The organism is Marinobacter sp. M5B, from assembly GCF_042604615.1.
Classification (GTDB): domain Bacteria; phylum Pseudomonadota; class Gammaproteobacteria; order Pseudomonadales; family Oleiphilaceae; genus Marinobacter; species Marinobacter salarius.
Genome location: NZ_CP156894.1, coordinates 537,525 through 558,636, shown reverse-complemented (window position 1 = coordinate 558,636; position 21,112 = coordinate 537,525). Strand labels below are relative to the sequence as shown.

The 21,112-nt window shown below is 60.5% G+C and carries 18 protein-coding genes and 2 pseudogenes; 3 read left to right on the top strand and 17 right to left on the bottom strand.

Features of this window, described 5'->3' with window-relative positions:
* Nucleotides 1–59: 59 nt before the first annotated feature.
* Nucleotides 60–872, top strand: a complete 813-nt coding sequence (locus tag AAGD24_RS02545) for a substrate-binding periplasmic protein (RefSeq protein ID WP_379866411.1) — start codon at nucleotides 60–62, stop codon at nucleotides 870–872.
* A 41-nt stretch (nucleotides 873–913) separates the two neighbouring features.
* On the opposite strand, the gene AAGD24_RS02540 is transcribed toward AAGD24_RS02545, so the two are convergent.
* From AAGD24_RS02540 to AAGD24_RS02500, 9 genes and pseudogenes are all read right to left on the bottom strand, one after another.
* Nucleotides 914–1,516: a hypothetical protein gene (locus tag AAGD24_RS02540; RefSeq protein ID WP_036202760.1), complete on the bottom strand. Its 603-nt coding sequence runs from the start codon at nucleotides 1,514–1,516 to the stop codon at nucleotides 914–916.
* 117 nt (nucleotides 1,517–1,633) lie between these two features.
* Nucleotides 1,634–2,455, bottom strand: a complete 822-nt coding sequence (locus tag AAGD24_RS02535) for an alpha/beta fold hydrolase (RefSeq protein WP_379866409.1) — start codon at nucleotides 2,453–2,455, stop codon at nucleotides 1,634–1,636.
* A gap of 36 nt (nucleotides 2,456–2,491) precedes the next feature.
* Entirely contained in the window at nucleotides 2,492–3,568 is a 1,077-nt protein-coding gene (locus AAGD24_RS02530) for a hypothetical protein (protein ID WP_379866407.1), read from the bottom strand.
* 25 nt (nucleotides 3,569–3,593) lie between these two features.
* Complete coding sequence (locus tag AAGD24_RS02525; RefSeq protein WP_369810917.1) at nucleotides 3,594–4,592, bottom strand: oligopeptide/dipeptide ABC transporter ATP-binding protein; 999 nt, start codon at nucleotides 4,590–4,592, stop codon at nucleotides 3,594–3,596.
* Nucleotides 4,593–4,691: 99 nt separating this feature from the next.
* Nucleotides 4,692–5,618 (bottom strand): annotated as a pseudogene (locus AAGD24_RS02520) (ABC transporter ATP-binding protein); the annotation flags it as partial.
* A 1-nt stretch (nucleotide 5,619) separates the two neighbouring features.
* Complete coding sequence (locus AAGD24_RS02515; RefSeq protein ID WP_305937522.1) at nucleotides 5,620–6,561, bottom strand: ABC transporter permease; 942 nt, start codon at nucleotides 6,559–6,561, stop codon at nucleotides 5,620–5,622.
* Nucleotides 6,562–7,479: an ABC transporter permease gene (locus tag AAGD24_RS02510; protein ID WP_305937523.1), complete on the bottom strand. Its 918-nt coding sequence runs from the start codon at nucleotides 7,477–7,479 to the stop codon at nucleotides 6,562–6,564.
* A 2-nt stretch (nucleotides 7,480–7,481) separates the two neighbouring features.
* Nucleotides 7,482–9,023 carry an ABC transporter substrate-binding protein gene (locus AAGD24_RS02505; RefSeq protein ID WP_305937524.1) on the bottom strand — a complete coding sequence of 514 codons (1,542 nt, stop codon included), beginning with the start codon at nucleotides 9,021–9,023 and terminating at the stop codon, nucleotides 7,482–7,484.
* Between the two features lie 152 nt (nucleotides 9,024–9,175).
* On the bottom strand, nucleotides 9,176–10,096 hold the full coding sequence (locus AAGD24_RS02500; protein ID WP_228210317.1) for a LysR family transcriptional regulator: 921 nt from the start codon (nucleotides 10,094–10,096) through the stop codon (nucleotides 9,176–9,178).
* A gap of 201 nt (nucleotides 10,097–10,297) precedes the next feature.
* On the opposite strand from AAGD24_RS02500, the gene AAGD24_RS02495 reads away from it, so the two are divergent.
* Both AAGD24_RS02495 and AAGD24_RS02490 read left to right on the top strand, forming a co-directional pair.
* Nucleotides 10,298–11,551, top strand: a complete 1,254-nt coding sequence (locus AAGD24_RS02495) for a porin (protein ID WP_228210316.1) — start codon at nucleotides 10,298–10,300, stop codon at nucleotides 11,549–11,551.
* 267 nt (nucleotides 11,552–11,818) lie between these two features.
* Nucleotides 11,819–12,349 (top strand): annotated as a pseudogene (locus AAGD24_RS02490) (cytochrome b).
* Between the two features lie 86 nt (nucleotides 12,350–12,435).
* On the opposite strand, the gene AAGD24_RS02485 reads toward AAGD24_RS02490, so the two are convergent.
* The 8 genes from AAGD24_RS02485 to AAGD24_RS02450 all read right to left on the bottom strand — a co-directional run bounded on the left by AAGD24_RS02485 (nucleotide 12,436) and on the right by AAGD24_RS02450 (nucleotide 21,111).
* Nucleotides 12,436–13,872: an efflux transporter outer membrane subunit gene (locus AAGD24_RS02485; RefSeq protein WP_228210314.1), complete on the bottom strand. Its 1,437-nt coding sequence runs from the start codon at nucleotides 13,870–13,872 to the stop codon at nucleotides 12,436–12,438.
* Nucleotides 13,873–13,883: 11 nt separating this feature from the next.
* Nucleotides 13,884–15,818, bottom strand: a complete 1,935-nt coding sequence (locus tag AAGD24_RS02480; protein ID WP_228210313.1) for a MacB family efflux pump subunit — start codon at nucleotides 15,816–15,818, stop codon at nucleotides 13,884–13,886.
* 2 nt (nucleotides 15,819–15,820) lie between these two features.
* A complete protein-coding gene (locus AAGD24_RS02475) occupies nucleotides 15,821–16,993 on the bottom strand; it encodes an efflux RND transporter periplasmic adaptor subunit (protein ID WP_228210312.1) in 1,173 nt (390 codons plus the stop codon).
* Between the two features lie 172 nt (nucleotides 16,994–17,165).
* Nucleotides 17,166–17,789 (bottom strand): O-methyltransferase, encoded by a 624-nt coding sequence (locus AAGD24_RS02470; protein ID WP_228210311.1) that lies wholly within the window; start codon nucleotides 17,787–17,789, stop codon nucleotides 17,166–17,168.
* Nucleotides 17,782–18,114, bottom strand: coding sequence for a DUF2218 domain-containing protein (locus AAGD24_RS02465; RefSeq protein ID WP_228210310.1), 333 nt, complete (start codon nucleotides 18,112–18,114; stop codon nucleotides 17,782–17,784). The genes AAGD24_RS02470 and AAGD24_RS02465 overlap by 8 nt, the downstream gene beginning before the upstream one ends.
* Before the next feature lie 50 nt (nucleotides 18,115–18,164).
* A complete protein-coding gene (locus tag AAGD24_RS02460) occupies nucleotides 18,165–18,998 on the bottom strand; it encodes an ABC transporter ATP-binding protein (protein WP_228210309.1) in 834 nt (277 codons plus the stop codon).
* On the bottom strand, nucleotides 18,995–20,077 hold the full coding sequence (locus tag AAGD24_RS02455) for an iron chelate uptake ABC transporter family permease subunit (RefSeq protein WP_228210308.1): 1,083 nt from the start codon (nucleotides 20,075–20,077) through the stop codon (nucleotides 18,995–18,997). The genes AAGD24_RS02460 and AAGD24_RS02455 overlap by 4 nt, the downstream gene beginning before the upstream one ends.
* A gap of 8 nt (nucleotides 20,078–20,085) precedes the next feature.
* Nucleotides 20,086–21,111 (bottom strand): iron ABC transporter permease, encoded by a 1,026-nt coding sequence (locus tag AAGD24_RS02450; protein ID WP_305937525.1) that lies wholly within the window; start codon nucleotides 21,109–21,111, stop codon nucleotides 20,086–20,088.
* Nucleotide 21,112 lies beyond the last annotated feature (1 nt).

The window sequence follows — 21,112 nt, the reverse complement described above, 5'->3', positions numbered from 1 at the left end:
AGAAAAGATTCGGGCGCTATACAGCTCATCCAACAACGACTAACTAGAGGGAGCCATCAGTGAAACAGATATTCGCCGCCTGCCTGCTGTTTGCCTTGACCGCCCAGGCAACTGCGCAGACATACGTGGTTGGAGTAGAACAGGGAAACTTCCTGCCCCATTACGGGGTTGACGAACAAGGCCAATACAATGGCTTCGCCCGTGAACTACTGGACCTTTTCGCCGAACATGCCGGTGTAACCTTCATCTATAAACCCTTGCCGGTCGATGAATTGATGCCGGCCCTCGTTGAAGGCGAGGTGGACTTCAAGTACCCGGATCATCCCGACTGGGCCCGTTCGGCAAAAACTGAGGACAGGATCAGCTACAGCCGCCCCGTCGTGGAATATGTTGACGGCGTTCTGGTGTCTCCGCGGCGACTCGGCCTGGATGGGGACCACCTCAAACGCATCGGCCTTGTCGATGGCTGGACGGCCCGGGGATACGAGGAAAAGATCGAAGCCTCACAGATACTTCCGGTGCCCAGCGACAGCCTGCCCGAAATGATTCACCAGGCGTTGCTGAAGAACAGCGACGGCGCTTACTACAACGTGGTGGTCGCCCTGCACCACATCAACAATGTTCGGGTAAGACCGGGCGTTCTCGTGTTCGACCCCAACCTCCCGCATACCCGAAGCTCCTACCGGCTTTCAACGATCAGGCATGGGGATTTTCTGCCACGCTTCGACAGTTTTCTTGATGAGCGCCACGAACAGGTCGCGGCGATCAAGGCCAAGCATCGGGTAGAGGCCAACATTGGCACCGAGTACTTTGGCATGGAGCAATGGAAAGTGGACTTTCTCAAACGGCAAAAGGCGAGAAACACTCAGTGACACTGCCCCTCTCGCCGTATTCTTGCCCAAACAGACCAAGGCTATTGAGGGCACAGCTCCGTTTCCAGCCAGCGGCGCACTTCATGCCGGTGACGCCTGCGGTTGAGCTGTTCACTGTGGATATCGCGGGGGAAAATTTCCGATGCACCGTCATGTCTTAGCCAGAAACGCCGGCGTACACCCACGGCATAGCGGCTGGGGCCGTGAACCACTGCGGCCCGAATTTCTACAGCAGTAACATCCTCGAACAGGTAGTCGCTGTCACTGTCGCTATCGTCACTTCGGCGGCCCAGGATAATGTTGCGAAACGAACCCAACACCAGGTACCCGCCGGGCTGCAACGGCCCCTGCCGCAGTACCTGGTGTACATTGCTGTCGTCTGCCCCAACCCGGCGATACTCGGTAACGGTCAGGGTTCTCTCTTCACCGCTACGGGTTTGCAGCACCACCTGCACACACTGCACATGGATGGTTTCCTTGCCCATATTCACCAGCAGACACAGGGCGTCCGGGTTCTCGTTCTGGGCATGGTGAATAACCATATAGGGGCGGTTATTGCGCTGATACTGGATCAGGAACAACTGAAAATAGACGATCCAGATAACCGCCATGACGGCGCTGCTGATGGGGCTTATGTATTCCATTTGCTCTCCTGGTTCAGCCGATGTATCCATGGTCATGTTCTATCGCGACACCGGAATTTCAAGCCCGGTGTCTCGACAGGTTAGCTGATTCTGGAACAACGACTGGGAGGCAACCCCCTATGCCCCCGCGATCAGGAACTCCTTTAACACCGTGTTATACCAACGTGCATCCTCCATATAGGGCGCGTGCCCCAAGCCGGCCAGTTCCACATGCCGCACATCCGGTATCCGGTCCAGTAGCGGCTGAGCCTTGGTCAGTGGCGCCACCTTGTCCTCATCGCAGGTAATGACCAGCGTGGGCGCCTGGATTCTGGTCAACTCGGGTTGCAGGTCTTCGGTCTGTATCGCCCAGGCGGCGTTGGCAACGCCTTCTGAGCGGGATTCCGCAGCAACTCGCGCCACTTTCCGGAAAATACGCTCGTCGGTGCCCGCAGGCAGCATGCCTTTTGCCCGCCGCTCACCGTAGACCTCCGGCGGAAGGTCCCGGAGCTCTTCAAGCCGGCGCCGATAGCGCTCGTTGGCGCCACCACTCTGCCCCAGACCATGCCCGGGATGGGTGCAGGACAGCACCAGCCGCTTGATCAGTTGCGGTTCAAGCACCGCCATTTTCATGGCCACCAGCCCCCCCATGGAATGGCCAACCACGTTGATGGGCCCTGGCCATACCCGTTTTGCAAACGCGCTCGCCACGCGGGCGAGCGCCTCGACCGTATTGCCAGCGGCGTCCGATTTGCCATAGCCGGGCGCATCCCAGGCGACCATTTTCATGTCCGGCGCCAGCTCACTGAACTGGTCCTGCCAACTGGACGCATTGCCGTTGAGGCCATGAAGGAAGAGCACCGGTTCACCGTCGCCACTTTCCAGAAAGCTGACCCAACCGTGGTCCAGATTGACCCCGAATCGCGGAGCCGCGCCTTGTGTACTGCGTGCATCGTTCATGTGGGAACTCACTCTGTGTAGCGTGTCCTGGATCAATCAGTCCATGTCCGCAAACGGGTCGTCTTCCGCTCCGGAGCCCTGGAGTAACTCGTTCTTTTCCCGCGGTTCACCGCTTTCTCCACGGTCGGACTCGTTGTCCAACGGGAACAGTGCCCGTTCCTTCTCACCCGCCAGCAGGTATCGGGCGCCGGCTACCGACATCTTCTGGCCGCTGTGGCCGATGCCGTAGACGGTTTCCAGTTCCCAGTTGAATTCCGTACCCAGTTCTTCCGCCTTGGCCTTGTTCGCGGCGTAGAAGTTCTTGCCCTTCTCCAGGCGGTGGGCACCCTGGGCGATGGCGATATCCAGCTTGCTGAGCAGGCGGTGGGAGGGGTCGTTGTCGGCAGTGCCGAGCATAACGACGAGGTGATGCGCATAGGAGGGCTTGAGATCGTCTTCCTCAACACCGGTATTCTTGAGCCCGTAGCGCAACGGCAGGGTCCAGTCCGGGAAGGTGTAGGTGCCGGAGTTGGCGGCCACGGCGGTGCCAATCCGGGCCTGCGGGTAGAGCATCACCATGCGGGTGACAAACTGGGCACCGCTGCCGTGGCCCCAGATGTCGTATTCGGTGGCCTCCAGCGCGAAGGCGTCCCGCAGCTTGTCGAACGCCCGCTCCAGAGCGGCGAAAGAGGACTGCTCTGGCGGGTTCCTCTGCCCCTTGGTTTCGTCCACCGAGGACGAATCCGGCGTGACCCAGTTACCGGTCTGGTAGCCCCAGCCGGTCGGGAAGTCGTCGTCCGATATTTCCGGGGCCATAATCAGCACATCGTATTCATTGGCGTAGGCGCCCCAGTAATCCCGGTACACATCGGCATCACGGCGGCCGCCGTGCATTACCATCATCACCGGCGTATCGGCGGTCAGTTCGTCCGGGCGTGTGTACCACAGCCGCATGTCCACCGGCTTTTCCGGGGTGCCGGCCTCGACCACGATCGAGCTGTAGCGCTCGAAGGTTTCCGGGTCAAAAAGGTCGGATTCACTGTCTTCCGAATAGGCGACAGGTTCGGTTGTGACTGCCTGACAGCCCGCCAGCAGCGAGAAAAGCGCGGCTAAAAAAATGGCGATCATCTTCATGGCGCAAATTCCTTCCTATTGTTGTTTATGGATGCTTTGCCTGATGGCTGAAAGTCCGTGCCTTCCAGCATTTCACAAAGGTGGTATCGATGATTTCCGGTTTGGGAACCTCTTCCCGGCACTGCTGTTCCGCGACAGGACAGCGGGGATGGAACGGGCAGCCGGATGGCCGGTTCATCGGGTTCGGAAACTCGCCGGACAAACCGGGCGCTGGCACGCTCAGGTCCGGTGAGATGCTGAGCGCGGAGTCCAGCAACGCGCTGGTGTACGGATGCTTGGGATTGGACAACACCTGGCTACGTTCCCCGCACTCCACGATCTCCCCGAGGTACATCACCGCCACCCGGTCGGCCATGTGCTGAACAACAGAGAGGTCGTGGGTGACGAACAGGTACGTCAGGTCCAGTTCATCCCGCAAATCGAGCAGCAGGTTCAGGATCTGTGCCTGCACCGACACGTCCAGTGCGGACGTGGGCTCGTCACAGATGACGATCTCCGGGTCCATGATCAGGGCGCGGCCAATCGCCGCCCGCTGGCGCTGCCCACCGGACAGCTGGTCCGGGTAGCTGTTGAACACGCGCCGTGGCAGGCCCACGTGCTCCATCATTTTGTGGACCTTGGCGAGCTGTTCGGCTTTGGTACCCATACGGTTGACCACCAGGGGTCGCCCGATAATGTCGCCAATGGTCTTGCGGGGATTCAGTGACGAATACGGGTCCTGGAAGATCGGCTGGATCATACGAGCTCGCTGCCCGGCCGGCAGGGTACTGATCTCGTGCTGGCCCAGGCTGACGGAACCGGTATCCGGTTGCTGCAGCCCCATGATGGTTCGCGACAGGGTGGTCTTGCCACATCCGGATTCACCGACCAGCGCCAGTACCTCGCCCTTGCGGATATCCAGGCTGATACTATCGAGTGCTTTCAATGACTTGCGCTTGCCGAACAACCCACGACGTACCGAGAAGGTACAGCTCACGCTGTCGACCGTCAGCACCGTGTCACCCGGCGTTTTCGGAAGCTCCACCGGCACTTCGTTGGCGGCTTCTTCCGCACTGAACGTGTCCTGGTTCCTCGTTGCCTCAGGATCGTGGCAGACGTAGGTTCGGCCTGGCCCCAACTGCTTTCTCGGTGGCAGGTCAGTCTTGCAGGCGTCCACGGCTCTCGGGCAGCGGGAGGCAAAGGCGCATCCCCTAATGGTGCCGGTCATGGAGGGGACAATGCCCGGAATCGAGCCCAACCGGTGGGCATCGTTGCCGCGATAACCCGGCACACACTCCAGCAGGCCCTGGGTATAGGGATGCTGGGGATTCTTGAGCACCTCTTCCGCGGTGCCGGTTTCCACAATGTCGCCGGCGTACATCACCGCGATCTTGTCGGCTGAACGGGAGACCACACCCAGGTCATGGGTGATCAGGATCATCGACATGCCCAGTTCTTTCTGCAGATCCTGCAACAGGTACAGGATCTGTGCCTGGATGGTCACATCCAGTGCGGTGGTGGGCTCGTCGGCAATCAGCAATTCCGGCTCATTCATTAGCGCCATGGCGATCATCACCCGCTGGCGCTGGCCACCCGAGAGCTCGTGGGGGTATTGCTTCAACCGACTGGCCGGGTCAGGCAGGCCCACTTTCTCCAAAAGGTAAATGGCACGTTGCTCGGCCTCGGCCCTGGACACATTGCGGTGCAGGGTCATGGTTTCAGTCAGTTGGCGTCCGATGGAGTACACCGGGTTCAGGCTGGTCATGGGTTCCTGGAAGATCATGCCAATGCGCTGGCCGCGCACCTTGGTGGCCAGTTCCCGTTCACCGGAATGGGTCAGGTCGCTGCCATCAAAGTTGATGCAGGCGGCAGCGCGCCTGGCGGAAGGCGGCAGCAAATTCATGATCGCCAGCGCGGTCATGGACTTGCCGGAACCGGATTCGCCGACAATGCCCAGAGTCTCGCCGCGCTTGAGGTCCAGGCTGATACCCCTCACCGCTTTCAAGGTGGCGGAGTCTGTGGGAATCTCGACGGACAGGTCCTGGATATCCAGGATGGATGCCGTGGTCATATCAGTTCCTCCGGTTGGTAACGGTGACATCGCGGACCCCATCCCCCAGCAGGTTGATGGCAATCACGAGGATAAACAGGGCGATACCGGGCAGGATCACCAGCCAGGGCTGGAAGAACATGGCGGTCTTGCCTTCGGCGATCATCAGGCCCCAGGAGGGAAGCGGCGACGGAATGCCCAGGCCAAGGAACGACAGGGTGGCCTCATTGAGGATGGCCACGGCCACTTCCAGGGTAAAAATCACCATGATCTGGTTCACCAGGTTCGGCAGCACTTCGCGCACCGCAATCTGGAACTTGCTGCAGCCCATGGCGTTGGCGGCGGCGACGAAATCCAGTTCCCGCAGCCGCAGCGTGGCGGAGCGCGTGACCACCAGGTAGAACACCCAGTGGGTGGCGCCGATCACAAAGATCACCACAGTGACCGACTGGCCGATAACAAATACCAGCGCCATGATCAGCAGCAGGCTGGGTACGGCCAGTTGGCAGGTCACCAGGAAGTTGACGGCCTGATCGATCCAGCCACCGAAATAGCCGGCAATCAGCCCCAGGGTGACACCAATCACCGCACCGATGGATGCAGCACCCAGACCGATGGTCATCGAGATGCGGGCACCGTGAATAAGGCGACTGAGGTAATCCCGCCCCAGGTGATCGGTACCCAGCAGGTACTCCCAGTTTCCACCCTCGTTCCATACCGGAGGCAGCATGCGCAGGGACAGGTTCTGCATGTACGGGTCGTGCGGTGCCAGCCAGGGCGCGAACAACGCGAAAACGGCCATCACCAGCAGAATGCCAAAACCGATCTTCAGGCCGTGATGTTTGCGGGCCCGCTTCAGGGCGGCCATGGTGGGGCTCAGCCCCAGGCCGCCCTCCTCGAGCTCGGACGGTGTTTCAACGGTGGCGATGTTGGCATCGCCGAGTGCTTGTCCTGTGGTCATCATTCACCCCATCCGGATACGAGGGTCGAGCCAGGCGTTGATCAGGTCAGCGGCCAGCGTGAGCAATACAAAGGTCAACACGAATATCAGGATCAGCGACTGCACCGTAGGGATATCCGAGTTAAAGATGGACTCCACTGCCAGCCGGCCCAGGCCGTTCATGCTGAACACCGATTCGGTCACCACCGAACCACCCAGCTTGTGGCCAAGCTGCACCGCCAACACGCTGACGATGGGGAGCAAGGCGTTGCGCATGGCCTGCTGCAGGATCAAGCGATAGCCCATGAACCCCTTGGCGCGAGCAGTTCGGATGTAATCCGACGACAGCACATCCAGCAGTCCGGTCCGTGTCAGCCGCATCACAGCGGGCACCGAACTGGCACCCAGCACCAGTGACGGCAGCACATAGTGTTTCCAGGTGGCGTCACCGGACACCGGGAAGATCGGAAAGGTGACGGCAAACAGGATGATGAACATCAGCCCGAGCCAGAAATTGGGTATGGCCTGGGCCGATACCGCCGTTGATAATGCGAGGCGATCCACCCAGCTGTTGGGTTTGAGGGCGGCACTGATGCCCAGCGGCAGCGCAATCACCACCGTCACCATCAGGGCCGACAGCGCGAGCAGGATGGTGACCTTGGCGTGTTCCTGGATCAGCTCAACCACCTGCTGCTTCCAGAAATAGCTCCTGCCGAAATCCCCCTGCAGCACGCCGCCCAGCCAGTCGCCGTATTGCACCAGCACCGGGCGATCGAAACCGTATTGCTCGCGGATCTCATCCACCATTTCCTGGGGCGCGTCCTCGCCAGCAATGGTCTGGGCCGGATCGGTGGCGAAATGGAACAACGCAAAGGTTCCGAAGGACACCGTCAGGGCCACCAGCAGTGCCATGAACCCTCTGCGCAGCACATAGTTCAACATGATTACTGCCTCCAACTGGCTTGCCAGAACCGGGGAACGCCGTCCTTGGGCACGGAGAATTCCAGCTCGGGTGTTAATAGGAAGTTCTGGCTGTAGGAAAACATCGGCGCCCAGTAGGCCTGCTCCGCAATGCGGTTAAGGGCCTGCCGATACAGGCGCTTGCGCTCCTCGGCATCGATGGTCTGTTCCGCCGCGATCACGGTCTCCGCAAGCGCTTCGTCACCGCTGTAATTACGGGCGGAATTGGCCGCGAAATGAACCCCGGTAGAGGCAGACGCGTCCGCCGTGCCGCCACTGCCGTAGGAGGCGAAGAACGCCTGCATATCCTTGCTGTTGCGAACCTTGGAAAACACGTTCAGCTTGACGAACCGCAGGTCTACATCCAGGCCAATGGCCTTCAGGTTGCTGACCACGGCCTCCGCAATGATCTTTTCCCGGTAGGCCCACAGCTTGAAGGAGAACCCGTCCGGGTAACCGGCTTCGACCAGCAGTTGTTTTGCCTTCTCAGGGTTGTAGGGATAACGCGGGCCATCCGCATTGCACCCGAACTGGCGTGGGTGGCAGGCGAAATGAACCACCTCGGCACTGCCACGCATCAGGTATTTGGTGATTTCCTCACGATTGATGGAGTGATTGATGGCCTTGCGCACCTTGAGCTTGGTAAACGGTGAGTCCGGGTCGACATAGCCGGCGGCATCCAGGGTGATATAGCCGATGCGGATATCATTGCCCTCCAGGCGTTTGACGCCCGGCAGGTGGCTGACGTTGTCGGCCACATCCGGCGGCACGTCCATCATGATATCGATACCGCCACTGAGCAGTTCCGCCTGTTGCGTACCCTGGTCCGGGATGACCCGAAACACCATGTTCTCTATGGCCGGATTCGCCTTTGGACTGGCCTGGTAATAGTCCTCGAAACGCTCAAGGACAATTTCGCGGCCAGCACTGAAGGCCGTCACTTTGTACGGACCGATCCCGTTTAACGGCTGCTCGTCCGTCTCGTCCCCTGCCTCATCGTAGGTACCCTGCTTGCGCAACGGTATGCTGATCGCCATATCGCGCAACGCCATGGGGTAAGGCAGCTTCAGGTTAAAACGAACCTTCCCGGGGGCCAGCTTTTCGACGCTTTCAAGCCAGCTACGGATCACCGGCCCACGGCTGGTGTCCGAGTCTTCGTTGATCACCCATTCGAAGGTGTAGACAACGTCTTCCGCCGTCAGCGAGCTGCCATCGTGAAACACCACGTCGTCACGAACAGTGACGTCTAGTTCGGTGTCTGACACCCATTCATAGGAGGACGCCGCGAGAGGGACAAACTCGAGGGTGTCCGGGTCCACGAAGAACAGGCCGTCGTCGGTCAGCCGGGAAAGGATCAACCCTTCGCGCTGAATGGAATACAGCCGGTCAACCGTTGTCAGCGGCTTGGAAAGCGCCACCACCAGGGTGTCGTCTTTCGGGCCAGCGCTGGCATGAAAAGGCAGTACGCAAAGGGCTAGCAAGCCAATAAGGCAGTGACCGATGGGCACCGGGGGCCGGATCCTCATATCTCCTCCTGTTGTAATTATTGGAGCACCTGATGGTTGTTTGGTTCGCATCCAGATCAGGGATTGGAAATCAGTCTAGGCAGGCCGAATTGATTTTAAAATTGAATATAAGTCATATTTCTATGCAATTAATGCATCTATAAACACCCGGGTTATGCGGTGCCCGTCATCGTGGCGTGCTCCCCCAACGCGGAAGCCACCTCTTCCTGAAGACATCGCACCAGGCTGGTGGTGGCCGGCGTTTCTTCAAAACCCGGCGGAAACAGCAACACAAACTGCAACCGGTAGTTAGGGCTTAATGGGCGCAGGCAAAACCGTGACTGGTCCACTGCCAGCGCAGCCAGCCGATCAATGATCGTGACCCCCAGCCCCTCCACCACCATCTGGCACGCCAGCACGCTGGACGTGGTTTCGATCTTGCAATCGAGGGCGACGCCGGCCGCGTTGAAGATTTCCTCCATCTGGAAACGGGGACGTAACCCGGGCGCCAGGGCAATGATGTCGTGCTCCGCCATCTGGGCCGGGGAAACGGATTCCAGAGCTTCCAGGGGATGCCCGCGAGGAATCATCACCATCGCGTCGGTGTCAAAAAAGGGCCGTTGAATAACGGAGGGGTGATTGCAGGGCTTGGTCAACGCCACGGCAATGTCGTAGTGGCGACCGGCCACCCATTGCTCGATGTCCCGATGCCCTCGCACATCCACACTAAAGCGCTGGTCCGGGTGCTCCTTCACGAATCGCGCCAATGCCGGCGACACCAGACTGTTCGCCAGCCTGGCCAACGCCACAATCCGCAGAGTCCGGGTCCCCCCCGCCTTGATCTCCTGCACGATGCGGGGCAGATCATCCAGGTTCGACAGGATCTTCTCGGTTTCCCGGTAAAACTCCTTGCCTTCCGGCGTCAGCACCAGGCGCCGCTTCTCCCGCTTGAACAGTTTCAACTTCAGTTCGTCCTCCAGCGTGGAGATCAATCGGCTGGTCGCAGGCTGGCTCAGGTTCATCACATTGGCGGCCGCCACCAGGGAGCCGTGAATCACCACAGCGCGAAAGCACTTCAACTTTTTGATATTCAATGGCTTCTCCAAATTACATGCAGAAAACGCATATACCTATCTAATGTTTTCAATTTACATAGGTATCAATAGTAGCCGATAAAGTAAGCGTGGAAAGCGCCATGAGACCAGACTGATAACAAAGACACGTCTCGAATTGGCCGAATACAAACAGGTGAACTCTGCGGACGAAACCTTACAAAACAAGAAACCGGAGGCAATATGAGGTTTTTCAAATCGATGCTGGCGGCTGGCGTAGTTGGCCTGACGGCACTCCCCGTATCTGCGCTGGAAGTCGAGGTCGGCGGCCAGGTAAACCGCGCTGTCATGTACGCCAAGGATGGCTACAGCGCGAACAACCTGGGCGTGGGTTCGGACACCGAGTTCTACCATGTGGATAACCGCAACAGCCCGACGCGCTTCAACATCGGCGGTACTCAACGGTTGTTTGACGGCTGGACAGCCGGAGCGCTCATCGAAGTGGGCGTGTTTTCCAACGCCTCGAACGACGTGGACCCGGATGCCAAGAACACAGGGCCGGAAGTGGATGAGCGCATTACCGATGCGTTTGTGGATACACCCTACGGCAAGGTGACCCTCGGCCTGGGCGAGGGTGCAGCCTACAATGCCGGACGCCGGGATTATTCCGGTACAGGCGTCATCAGTTTTCGTAACCCGAACCTGATCGGTGGCAGCCTCCGTTACGAACTGAAATCGTCCTCTTTCAAGCGCACCTTTGACGGCAGCGGCAATTTCACGGGCAATGAGCCGTTCGACCTGGCGAATCCCGCGCAGAACGAGTCGTCCATTTCCGGCAGTATTCGTGACTACAATTTTGAAGGGCGGCACAACCGGATTCGCTACGACAGCCCCCGCATCGGCCCTGCCACGGTGTCGGTCAGTGCCGGCCACGATGGTGACGATGGGCACAACTCCGTTCTGCAGGTAGGTGTCAAATCCGGCCTCCGGGTGCCGGGCGGCCGCATGCTGGTCGGCGTGGGCTATTCCCGTGCGACCCAGAACAATGAGGACCCGGGTGGCTCAGACGGAGAAGACGTCAACATCTACGGTGGTTCGGTCTCGTACTTTCACAGCAATACCGGCCTGAACCTGTCTTTAGCAGCGGTTAACCGGGCCCAGGAACTGACGGAAGAGGAGGCAACGGACACGTTTGATGCAACGAACTCGGAACTGGGACAGTTCCGCTACGTCAAACTGGGCTATCGCCCGAATCGCCAGCACGCGTTCGACATTCACTACGGTGAGAACCGCGACCGCAACAAGGAAGACGAGAAAGGTTCCGTGATCGGGGTTGGCTACGTCTGGAGCCCCACGGACATGTTCGACGTCTACGGTGGCGCCAAGATACACAGCTTCGAGCGCGCCGAATGGTGCACCACTTCCGGAAGAACCTGCTACAACCCGGAATACGAGGACATCACCATCGTAACCACCGGTCTGCGCGTGAAGTTCTGACCGGGCAGCAGGGCCGGGACCCGGCCCTGCAACGCTCCGCACGGCGTTATCGTTTTGACCTTCTGCCCCTCTTGTAGGGGCTTTTTTAGGGGCTTTTTTGTCTCACATGTTGGTTGCCTGTCGGCTTTGGTGAGAACCTGCGTTCTTTGGGTTTCGGAACATAGGAGGTTAGCATGCATCAAACCTCCAAGGTGAGATTAAGACGGGCGTATTTGACAACCATCGGCGTTGCGATAGCCTTGTTTGCAGGATTAAAGGAGATCACTGATGACAATGGCTGACGACACTGATCGTTACGGACGTGTAAGTAGAGTTCTTCACTGGGGCATGGCGCTTCTAATCCTCTGGCAATTCCTCAGCGCAGGGGCGCACTTTCTTCTGGGCGATACTGCTGTCGAGGAATTCTTCTGGGCTACCCATAAACCGCTTGGTCTCCTGCTTTTCGTGCTGATTTTCGTCCGCGTCCTATGGGCATTGATGAACGTCTCTCGTCGGCCACAATCCGTAAACGCGGCTGCAAAGGCCGGTCACATTGCACTGTATATGCTCCTGGTTATTGTTCCCGGACTGGCTCTGCTTCGGCAATATGGCTCCGGAAAATCCTTCGAGCCATTCGGCATTCCGCTTTTCTCAGGGTTTGAGGGAGACGAGACCCCCTGAATGGTCGCTCCGGGAGATCTGCTTCACAGCTGGCTCGGATGGGTGTTGCTCGCCATAATCTTGGGACACATTTTTATGGTGGTCTGGCACAGAAGAAGTGCGAGCCAACCCGACGTGCTCCCGCGTATGTGGCGGTAGGAGTACCCACAAAAAAGGGATATCCGACTAACAATGGGGCTCATCATGGTTGGCAGGATTATTCCCTGCTTCATGGGTTCCTCCGTCTAATGCGAGTCCAGAGCCACCTCATTCCGATACCTACCCTTCCAGCCACCCCCCAACGCCTTATACAGATCCACCGTTGCCACCAGCCTGGCCAGCCTCAGTTGCACCAGTTGGTCACGGGTCTGGAACAGGGTGCGCTGGGCATCCAGCAGGGTCATTAGTTCATCGCTGCCTTCCCGGTAACGCAGTTCGGTCAGCTCCAGGGTGCGGGCGGCACGTTCGTTGATGGTTTGCTGTAGTTCTTCCCGGTGTTGGCTGGTCTGCACGCGGTCCAGGGCGTCGTCGGTTTCCTGAAGCGCGATGAGTATGGCACTGCGGTAGCTTTCCACCAGTTCCAGCCGCTGGGATTCGCTAATCGCTTGCTGGGCGTCGAGGCGCCCGCCGTCAAACAGGGTCTGGGCCAGCGACATTGTCCAGCCGGCGGTTTCCACCGGGTTTACCAGGGTCAGCAAGTCAGCGCTGCTGGCACCGGCACTGAGCCCAAGGGAGACCGACGGCAGAAAGGCGGTGCGGGCCTGTTCCACATTGGCATCCGCCGCCTGCAGCCGGGCCTCGTCCCTGGCCAGGTCCGGCCGCCGGATTAGCAGATCGGATGGCACGCCGGCATCAACGGAAGGCAGCACCATGGCCAGCAGTGTTTTATCAGCGGTATCCATATTGAACCCCAGGGGCGAGACACCCACCAGGACAGCGAGCGCGGATCGGGTTTGCCGGTACTGCAATTGAAGCGGCACCAGACCGGCTCTCTGATTCAGCACTTCCGTCTGCTGGCGCAACAGTTCCGCCCGGCTGGCGGCGCCGTTGCGGTAACGGGCGCCCACGATCTGCTCGGTGCGCTCAGCAATATCCAGGTTTTCCCGTGCCACCCGCAGTTGCTCTTCCAGGGCAAGCAACTGGAACCAGGTGGTGGCTACGCTGCTGGCTAGGGTCAGGCGAACGGTGTCGTAATCGAACGTCGTCGCCCGGAAAGAGGCTTCCGCTTCCTCCCGGCTGGCGGCAAGGTTGCCCCAGACATCCAGCTCGTAATTGGCGCTCAGGGTGGCGGAGGTGGATTCACTGCGCCGGGATGTACCCTCTCCATCGGTCAACCGGGCGCCGGTGCTGCCGTTCAGGTTCAACGAGGGCAATAGGCTGCTGCCGGCAATGCGCGCCTGCTGCTCTGCCTGGAACACCCGCTCGGCCATGGCGGCCAGGTCCGGGCTCTGTTCAAACGCCTGCAGGATCAACCGATCCAGCTCCGCCGAACCAAAGGCCTGCCACCAGAGCGAGTCTGGCGGCACGGTGTTTACGGTGACGACTTCCGGGGCGTTCCAGGCCTCCCCTATCGCCAGCTCGGGCCGGTCGATCGGGGAGGTCGTGGCACAGCCAGAAAGGGTGACGGCTGCCACCGCCAGGACCAGCGCACGGAACGAATTCTTTCTGATATCAATCGACATTCAACAACACCTTATTCCGTCGCCAATGCGGCCACCGGGTCCAGCCGCGCGGCCTTGCGCGCCGGCAGGAAACCGAACAACAGGCCGGTACCAAACGCACATCCGAACGCCAGCAATACCGGCAACAGCGAATAGCTTACCGGTGTTCCAAAATGGGCCACCACGGCCGCTGCGCCCAGCCCCAACCCAACACCAATCACGCCGCCCAGCGCCGAAACCGCCAGGGCCTCCAGCAGGAATTGCTGCAGGATGTGCCTTGCGCGGGCACCGGTAGCCATGCGAATGCCAATCTCCCGGGTGCGCTCGGTCACGCTGACCAGCATGATGTTCATCACGCCGATACCGCCTACCAGCAGGGAGATAGCGGCCACCGAGCCCAGTAGCCAGGTAAAGGTATCCTGAGTCTCGGAAACGGTATCGATCAGCGAGGCCATGTTGCGAATCTGGAAATCCTCTACGCCGTGGCGCTGCAGCAATAACTGATGCACCTGGGCCTGGACTTCATCCATCAGCGAGGTATCGTCCACCGCAATGGTGACGTTGCGCAGGTGGCGCTGGCCGAAGATCCGCATGCTGCCGGTGGTGTAGGGCACCAGCACCACGTCGTCCTGGTCCTGCCCCATGGGCGAGGCACCGCGTTCACTCATAACGCCGATCACCTGGAACAGCACATTGTTCATCAGGATATAGCGCCCGACCGGGTCTGCCTCGCCGAACAGCGCTTCGGACGCAGTCTTGCCCAGCACCGCTACTGGCGCGTATTCCCCCTCATCCGCTTCACTAAAGAAACTACCCCGAGCCACCGGCCATTGGCGTGCCATCGGGAATTGCCAGGAGGTGGCATTCACTTCCGCCTGGTGGTCTGCGTTGTCGTATCTCAGGGTCTGGCTGCCAGTCAGTTCCGGAATGGCGGCGGTGATATTGGGCAGGGTGTTGATGGCATGAACATCCTCAGGCACCAGGGTGGCGATATTCCAGCCACCCCGTCGCTGCCCCGGAGCTCCGGGGCGAACCAGCAGCAGGTTGCTGCCCATGGCGCTGATCCGATCCACCACCGATTCCCGGGCACCGTCGCCAATGGCCAGCATGGTAATCACCGAGGCCACGCCAATCACGATGCCCAGCAACGTCAGGGCGGTACGGAACAGGTTGCCGGTCATTGAGCGGATGGCGGTGCGGGCACCCTGGTAGAGCTCCCTGGCGAGGGACGGCCTGTGCGCCAGGGGTTGACGTTGCAATGACGCATCCGAGAGCGACCCAGCGCTACCCGGATCGCTGACGATCTCGCCATCGGCAATCTCGATCTGGCGATGGGCATGTTCCGCCACGTTGCTGTCGTGGGTAATCAATATGACGGTATAGCCTTCTGCAGACAGCTCCTTCAGCAGTGCCATAACCTCCCGACCACTGTGGCTGTCCAGAGCCCCCGTCGGCTCGTCCGCCAGGATAATCTCGCCGCCATTCATCAATGCACGGGCAACGGACACTCGCTGCTGCTGGCCACCGGACAGCTGGCCGGGCTTGTGGCCCATGCGCTCATCAAGCCCCAGTCGCTGCAACAGTTTCGCAGCCCTGGCCTGACGGTCGCGGGACTTGAGGCTGGCGTAACTGGCAGGCATTTCCACGTTTTCACTGGCGGAAATACCGGGTAGCAGGTTGTAACTCTGAAATACAAAACCGAAGGATTCCCGACGCAATCGGGCAAGGCCGTCGCTGTCCAGGCTGAACACGTCCCGCCCATCGAAGCGGTACTCGCCAGTCGACGGCCGGTCCAGGCAGCCAAGGATGTTCATCAGGGTGGACTTGCCAGAACCCGACGCCCCCATAATGGCCACGAACTCGCCCCGGTGAATCGACAGGTTGATGCCCCTCAAGACCGGCACCGCCACTTCGCCGTTGTAGTAGGTGCGGGTGATATCCCGCAGTTCTATCATTGGCTGGGACATGCCTACATCCTCATGCCAAGCATCCGGCGCGGGCCACCTTCGCTGCTTTTACCGCCAGCACCGCGCGGGCTGCTGACAACCCGGTCGCCCTCTTCCAGGCCATCCACAATCTCCGCCTGCACCCGGTTGGTAACACCGACGGTTACTGCCCTCTGCTCCGGCTGCCCATTGCTGCCCAGTACCTGAACGGTGGCACCCGGGCCCCGCCCGTTAAGGGCTGTCACCGGCACCAGCAAGGCCCCCCTGGCCTCGGCGTTGACGAAAAACACCTGGGCGGTCATTTGCGTCATCAGCCGGCCTTCGGGGTTGGGAACCTCGAACACCGCGTTGTACAGCACCACGTTGTTCTCCACCACCGGGGTGGGCTCTAGCCGGTCGAGCCGGCTCTCCCAGCGCTGTTGCTGACTACCCAGAGTGGTGAAGTATACCGGCATGTCGGGTGTCAGTTTGCCGATGTCCGCTTCCGACACCTGGGCTTCCACGGTCATGGCGGAGAGGTCGGCAATGCGCATCAATATCGGTGCCTGCTGGTTCACGTTCAGGGTCTGGCCCTGCCGCGCTTCAATGGACACCACGGTGCCGTCCATTGGGGCATAGATCCGTGCGTACTCCAGATTGGCTTCTTCTGCGCGAAGGGTGGATTCGGTCTGTTCAATCTGGGCACTGATGGCCTCAATCTGAGCCCGCGCGGACTGCAGGGTGGCTTCGGCGGTTTGCGCCGCTTCACGGCTGGTGGCCTCTTCCCGCAACAGGTTCTGTTGCCGACGATACTGCAGTTCCGCCAGGGTCAGTTGGGCCTTGCGTTCCATCAACTGGGCTTTCTGGTTGCGCAACTGGGCGCGAGTGGCGTCCACCCGTGCGACATAGAGAGTGGGGTCAATTTCCGCAAGCAGGTCTCCCTCTTTGACGTCATCCCCGATCCGCACGTGAAGCACTTCGAGCTGGCCGGACACCTGGGCGCCCACATCCACATAATCCCGTGGCTGCAGCACGCCGGTGGCGGTCACCAGGTCTTCCAGGTCCCCACGCTGTACCGACACCGTCAGCAGATTCTGATTCGGCTGACGGTCACTCTGGAACCACCAGCCACCAACAGCAACCGCAGTAACCAGCACCACAATCAACAGAAACCAGATGTGTTTTCGGCGGGAAACCACAACAGCCGGTGAAGCCATACATACCTCGCAAGAGAGATCCATTCAGCCAACCCTTCCCGGGGCGAGAAGGGCGGAAGGCCTGGGTGAAAGTCTGGAAAGTTCAGGTGGATTATGGGGAATAACGCGGTGGCGTAGTATGGCCTGCCAGCGATTTTACGTAACCTTTACGCTTTGCTGGCAATCGTGGTCTTCACTCTCCCGCAGTCGCCAAGCGGCTGATTTCCAGCCCACTGCCCACCGGCAACATGACACTACTGATACCCGGTTTGGCACGGATTGCCCTGGCGTATGCTTCCACACCCGTATTGGCAGGGCGAATCATGTTGTCCGCGACTACGATCGCACCCGGGTTAAGCTTCGGATAGAAAGCCTCAAGGCAGGGTACGTAGAGGTCCTTCCACAGGTCCAGCAGAACGAAATCCACGCCACCCTGCAGTTGCTCAATCAGGGCCACCGCATCGCCCACCTGGAAGTCGATGAAGTCCGCCAGCCCGGCCTCCGCAGCCATTTTCTGCGCATACCGCGACTTATACTCGTGCATTTCCATGGTGATCAGCCGGCCACCACTAGCCCGCGCCGCCTCTCCCAGCCAAATGCCGGAGTATCCGAAGGAGGTACCAATTTCCAGTATGCGGGGGGCTTCAAGGCTCCTGGCCAGTATGTTAAGCAGTTCCCCGGTTTTTGACCCCACGGCTCGCATGCGCATGTCCTGGCCGCCATCGCGACCACCCGGTGGCTCTGTACGCGGCTGCGTTCTCTCCTCATTGATCCGGTCGTGGTACACATCGAGAACGGCCTGTATCCGATTATCCATTGGTGGCCTCTCCTTCGGTTCCAGAGTCGCTGGTCTCGCCCCAGACGACGGTCAATTCTTCCGCCTCTTTTGCACCGGCCGCGAAACGCTCCAGGTGGGATCCAACCACCTGACAGAGTTGCTCCAGATTGTTGTTGTCGTTCGCGTCTGATCGCAGTCGCAGCGTTGTATCCGAAGCATGCAAATGGCAGGTGCCCATGGGAAACCGGATTTCACCCTGCTGTTTTTCCCAGCTTGCCGGAACCTTGTGGCTGAAATGTCGACACAGGCGGGCAATATAGCGGTCGGCGTTGGGCGTCAACACATGAGCGGTGCGTGTTTTCATAGGGTTTTCCTTATTTACGGACACCGGCCTGGTGGCCGGTGTGGTCAGGTTTATCGGGACTCCGGCGCACGCTGGATATTAACCAGCAAGGGTGCGCCAGTGATTGGGTCTTCCATCAGTTCGCAGGTGATGTGATAGAGGGACCGGAGCAGTTCCGGCGTCACCACCTCTGCGGGACGGCCTTCGGCAACAATCTCCCCTTCCTTCATGGCCACCAGGTAGTCAGCGTAGCGACAGGCGCTGACAAGATCATGCACCACCATGGCGATGGTCTTGCCGGCCCCGGCCAGGTTGCGGATCAGTTCAAACACTTCCACCTGGTGACCAAGGTCCAGCGCCGAGGTGGGTTCATCCAGCAACAGCAGCGGAGTTTGCTGGGCAATGCTCATGGCAATCCAGGCCCGCTGGCGCTGCCCTCCGGACAACGTGTCCAGCGCCCGGTCCGCAAGCTCGGCCATATCTGCCGCTTCCAGGGCCTGTTGCACCGCCGCCTGGTCCTCCGGGGACCACTGCCTGAGCCAGTCCTGGTGGGGCTGGCGGCCGAAGCGGATCAGGTCGAGCACGGTCATACCTTCCGGTGCCGAGGTTTCCTGGGGCAGCAGCGCCAGCTTGCGGGCCACCTCGCGGGACGGCCGTGTCAGGATATCCCGGCCATCGAGCAACACGGCACCGGCGCGAGGCCGATGAATCCGCGCCAGGCCATTGAGCAGGGTGGATTTTCCGCAGCCGTTGGGGCCAACGATGGCCGTGACCTTACCATTGGGGAGCGACAGGTTCAGCGCGTCGATGACCCGATGGTGGCCATGGGCCATGGCCAGCTCTGTCGCGGCCAGGCGGTCGACTTTCGTCTCTGGGCTTATGTCGGCGAATGCATTATCGGTCATTGCAGGTGTCCGGAAGGTCGTTTCAATAAAATCCACAGCAGGTAGGGGCTGCCGGCGAGCGCGGTGACAATGCCTACCGGCACCTCAAGGGGCGACAGCATCACTCGCCCCGCCAGGTCCGCCAACACCATCACGATAGCTCCGATCAGCGCCGAAGCCAGCAGCGGCACATAGCCGGCGCGGTTAAGCGCCCGCGCAAACTCCGGGGCAATCAGCGCCACCATCCCGACGGGGCCGGCCACGGCCACCGCCAGCCCGGTCAGCAGCACCGACACCACCAGGCAGCCCGCCCGGATACGCCCAGGGCGCCGGCCCAGGCCAATAGCAACGGCATCCGGGAGCTGGAGCGTTGTCAGCCCGCGGGCGAGCATCAGGCACAGGGGCCAGGCCAACAGACAACCACCTGCCAGAATCTGCGTGGCCAAGGGGTCCCGGGCGTTCAGGCTACCCACCGTCCAGGGATAGGCGGCATTGGCATCGTCTATGGCCACACGGCTGAGCATGAACTGGGTCATGGCACCGGCAATGGCACCGATACCCAGGCCGGTAATGATAAAGCGATAACCCCGGGTGCCGCTGGCGCCAGACAGGCCGAAGGCCAGCGCGGTTGCCGTAGCAGCACCGGCCAGCGCCATCATCGGGGGTGCCACGCTGATACCGGTTCCGACAACGGAAGCCACCGCAAAGGCCGTGGCGGCGTTATCGATGCCGATGATGCCCGGCGTTGCCAGGCGATTGCGGGCCAGGGTCTGCATCAGGCAACCCGCCAGCGCGAAACCGGCACCCGTCAATGTCGCCGCCAGCAGCCGTGGCAGCCGAAGTTCCCCGATGACGAAACGACTCACCGGGTCCCCGTTCCCCATCAATGCTTGCAGCACCTGTTGGATTTCCAGGTTAACGGTGCCGAGGGAAAGACTGGTGATCCCGCACAGCGCCAAACCGAACATCAACGCCAGATTGACCAGCGTTGCCCGGCGGTTGAACAGCAGGTTGCGCCCCAAACCCTCTCCCTTCCCCGGCAACAGACATTGCCAATAGCCGGGAGGCGGGGTGCAGGAGGCGGACCGGTTGAACAACATTGGGCTTCTCATAGTGTGGGCATCCTCCGGGCTCGGACAATAGCCAACAGCACCGGTGCACCGATCAAGGCGGTGACCACCCCCAGTGGCAATTCAGCGGGCGCCGCTAACAACCGGGATACCGTATCCGCCAGCAGCACCACGGAAGGGCCGAGGGGCAGGCAAAGCCACAAGGTCTTGCGAATGTCCGCGCCGGCCAGTGCGCGGGCCAGGAACGGCACTACCAGACCCACGAAGACCAAAGGCCCGGCCAAAGCCGTTGCTCCACCCACCAACAACGCCACGGCAAGCACCACCAGCAAGCGGATTCGGCCCGGATGGTTGCCCAGACCGGCGGCCACCCTTTCACCCAGCGTCAGAGAAGCCAGGGGTTGCGCCACCGCCACCACCATTGCTCCCGCCAGCAACAGCGAAGGCAGGGCCGTAGTCAGTTGCGACCACTGCCGGCCGGCAATGCTGCCGGTGACCCAGAAGCGAATCTCATCCGCGGCCCGCTGGTCCACCAACATGAGCAGGGAGGTCATGGCCAGCAGCAGACCGGACAGGGTGGCGCCCGCCAGCACCAGACGGATCGGATCATTACCCAGCCCTTTCATCCGCGATGCGGCAATCACCAGGGAGCAACCGCCCAGGGCACCGGCCTGGGCCACCAGGGTTGTCAGTGTGACCGTGCTCGCCCCAAGCAAGATCGCCAGCGACACCGCAAAGGCGCTGCCGGCGCTGACACCGAGCAGCCCCGGTTCCGCCAACGGATTACGGGTCATCGCCTGCAGCAGGGCGCCAGCCACGCCAAGAGCCAGACCGGTAGTGACTCCCACCGCCAGCCGGGGTAGGCGCAGTTCCATAAGTACGAACCGGGCTTCCTCACTGCCCTCGCCCACCAACACCGCCAGGGCATCTCCGGGCGCCACGGGCCCGGCACCTAACACAAGGCTCGCCAGACTGATGATCGCCATCACCAGTACGGAAAACCCAAAAGCCTTCGTACGAAGGCTATGGGGCAAGGCTATCTGTGTATGCAAAACCGTGGTCAAG

What these genes read in the sequence shown, in the direction of transcription:
- AAGD24_RS02540 (WP_036202760.1), bottom strand. Translation starts at nt 1,516, where the DNA reads ATGGAATACATAAGCCCCATCAGCAGCGCCGTCATGGCGGTTATCTGG.
- AAGD24_RS02535 (WP_379866409.1), bottom strand. Translation starts at nt 2,455, where the DNA reads ATGAACGATGCACGCAGTACACAAGGCGCGGCTCCGCGATTCGGGGTC.
- AAGD24_RS02530 (WP_379866407.1), bottom strand. Translation starts at nt 3,568, where the DNA reads ATGAAGATGATCGCCATTTTTTTAGCCGCGCTTTTCTCGCTGCTGGCG.
- AAGD24_RS02515 (WP_305937522.1), bottom strand. Translation starts at nt 6,561, where the DNA reads ATGATGACCACAGGACAAGCACTCGGCGATGCCAACATCGCCACCGTT.
- AAGD24_RS02510 (WP_305937523.1), bottom strand. Translation starts at nt 7,479, where the DNA reads ATGTTGAACTATGTGCTGCGCAGAGGGTTCATGGCACTGCTGGTGGCC.
- AAGD24_RS02505 (WP_305937524.1), bottom strand. Translation starts at nt 9,023, where the DNA reads ATGAGGATCCGGCCCCCGGTGCCCATCGGTCACTGCCTTATTGGCTTG.
- AAGD24_RS02495 (WP_228210316.1), top strand. Translation starts at nt 10,298, where the DNA reads ATGAGGTTTTTCAAATCGATGCTGGCGGCTGGCGTAGTTGGCCTGACG.
- AAGD24_RS02485 (WP_228210314.1), bottom strand. Translation starts at nt 13,872, where the DNA reads ATGTCGATTGATATCAGAAAGAATTCGTTCCGTGCGCTGGTCCTGGCG.
- AAGD24_RS02480 (WP_228210313.1), bottom strand. Translation starts at nt 15,818, where the DNA reads ATGTCCCAGCCAATGATAGAACTGCGGGATATCACCCGCACCTACTAC.
- AAGD24_RS02475 (WP_228210312.1), bottom strand. Translation starts at nt 16,993, where the DNA reads ATGGCTTCACCGGCTGTTGTGGTTTCCCGCCGAAAACACATCTGGTTT.
- AAGD24_RS02470 (WP_228210311.1), bottom strand. Translation starts at nt 17,789, where the DNA reads ATGGATAATCGGATACAGGCCGTTCTCGATGTGTACCACGACCGGATC.
- AAGD24_RS02465 (WP_228210310.1), bottom strand. Translation starts at nt 18,114, where the DNA reads ATGAAAACACGCACCGCTCATGTGTTGACGCCCAACGCCGACCGCTAT.
- AAGD24_RS02460 (WP_228210309.1), bottom strand. Translation starts at nt 18,998, where the DNA reads ATGACCGATAATGCATTCGCCGACATAAGCCCAGAGACGAAAGTCGAC.
- AAGD24_RS02455 (WP_228210308.1), bottom strand. Translation starts at nt 20,077, where the DNA reads ATGTTGTTCAACCGGTCCGCCTCCTGCACCCCGCCTCCCGGCTATTGG.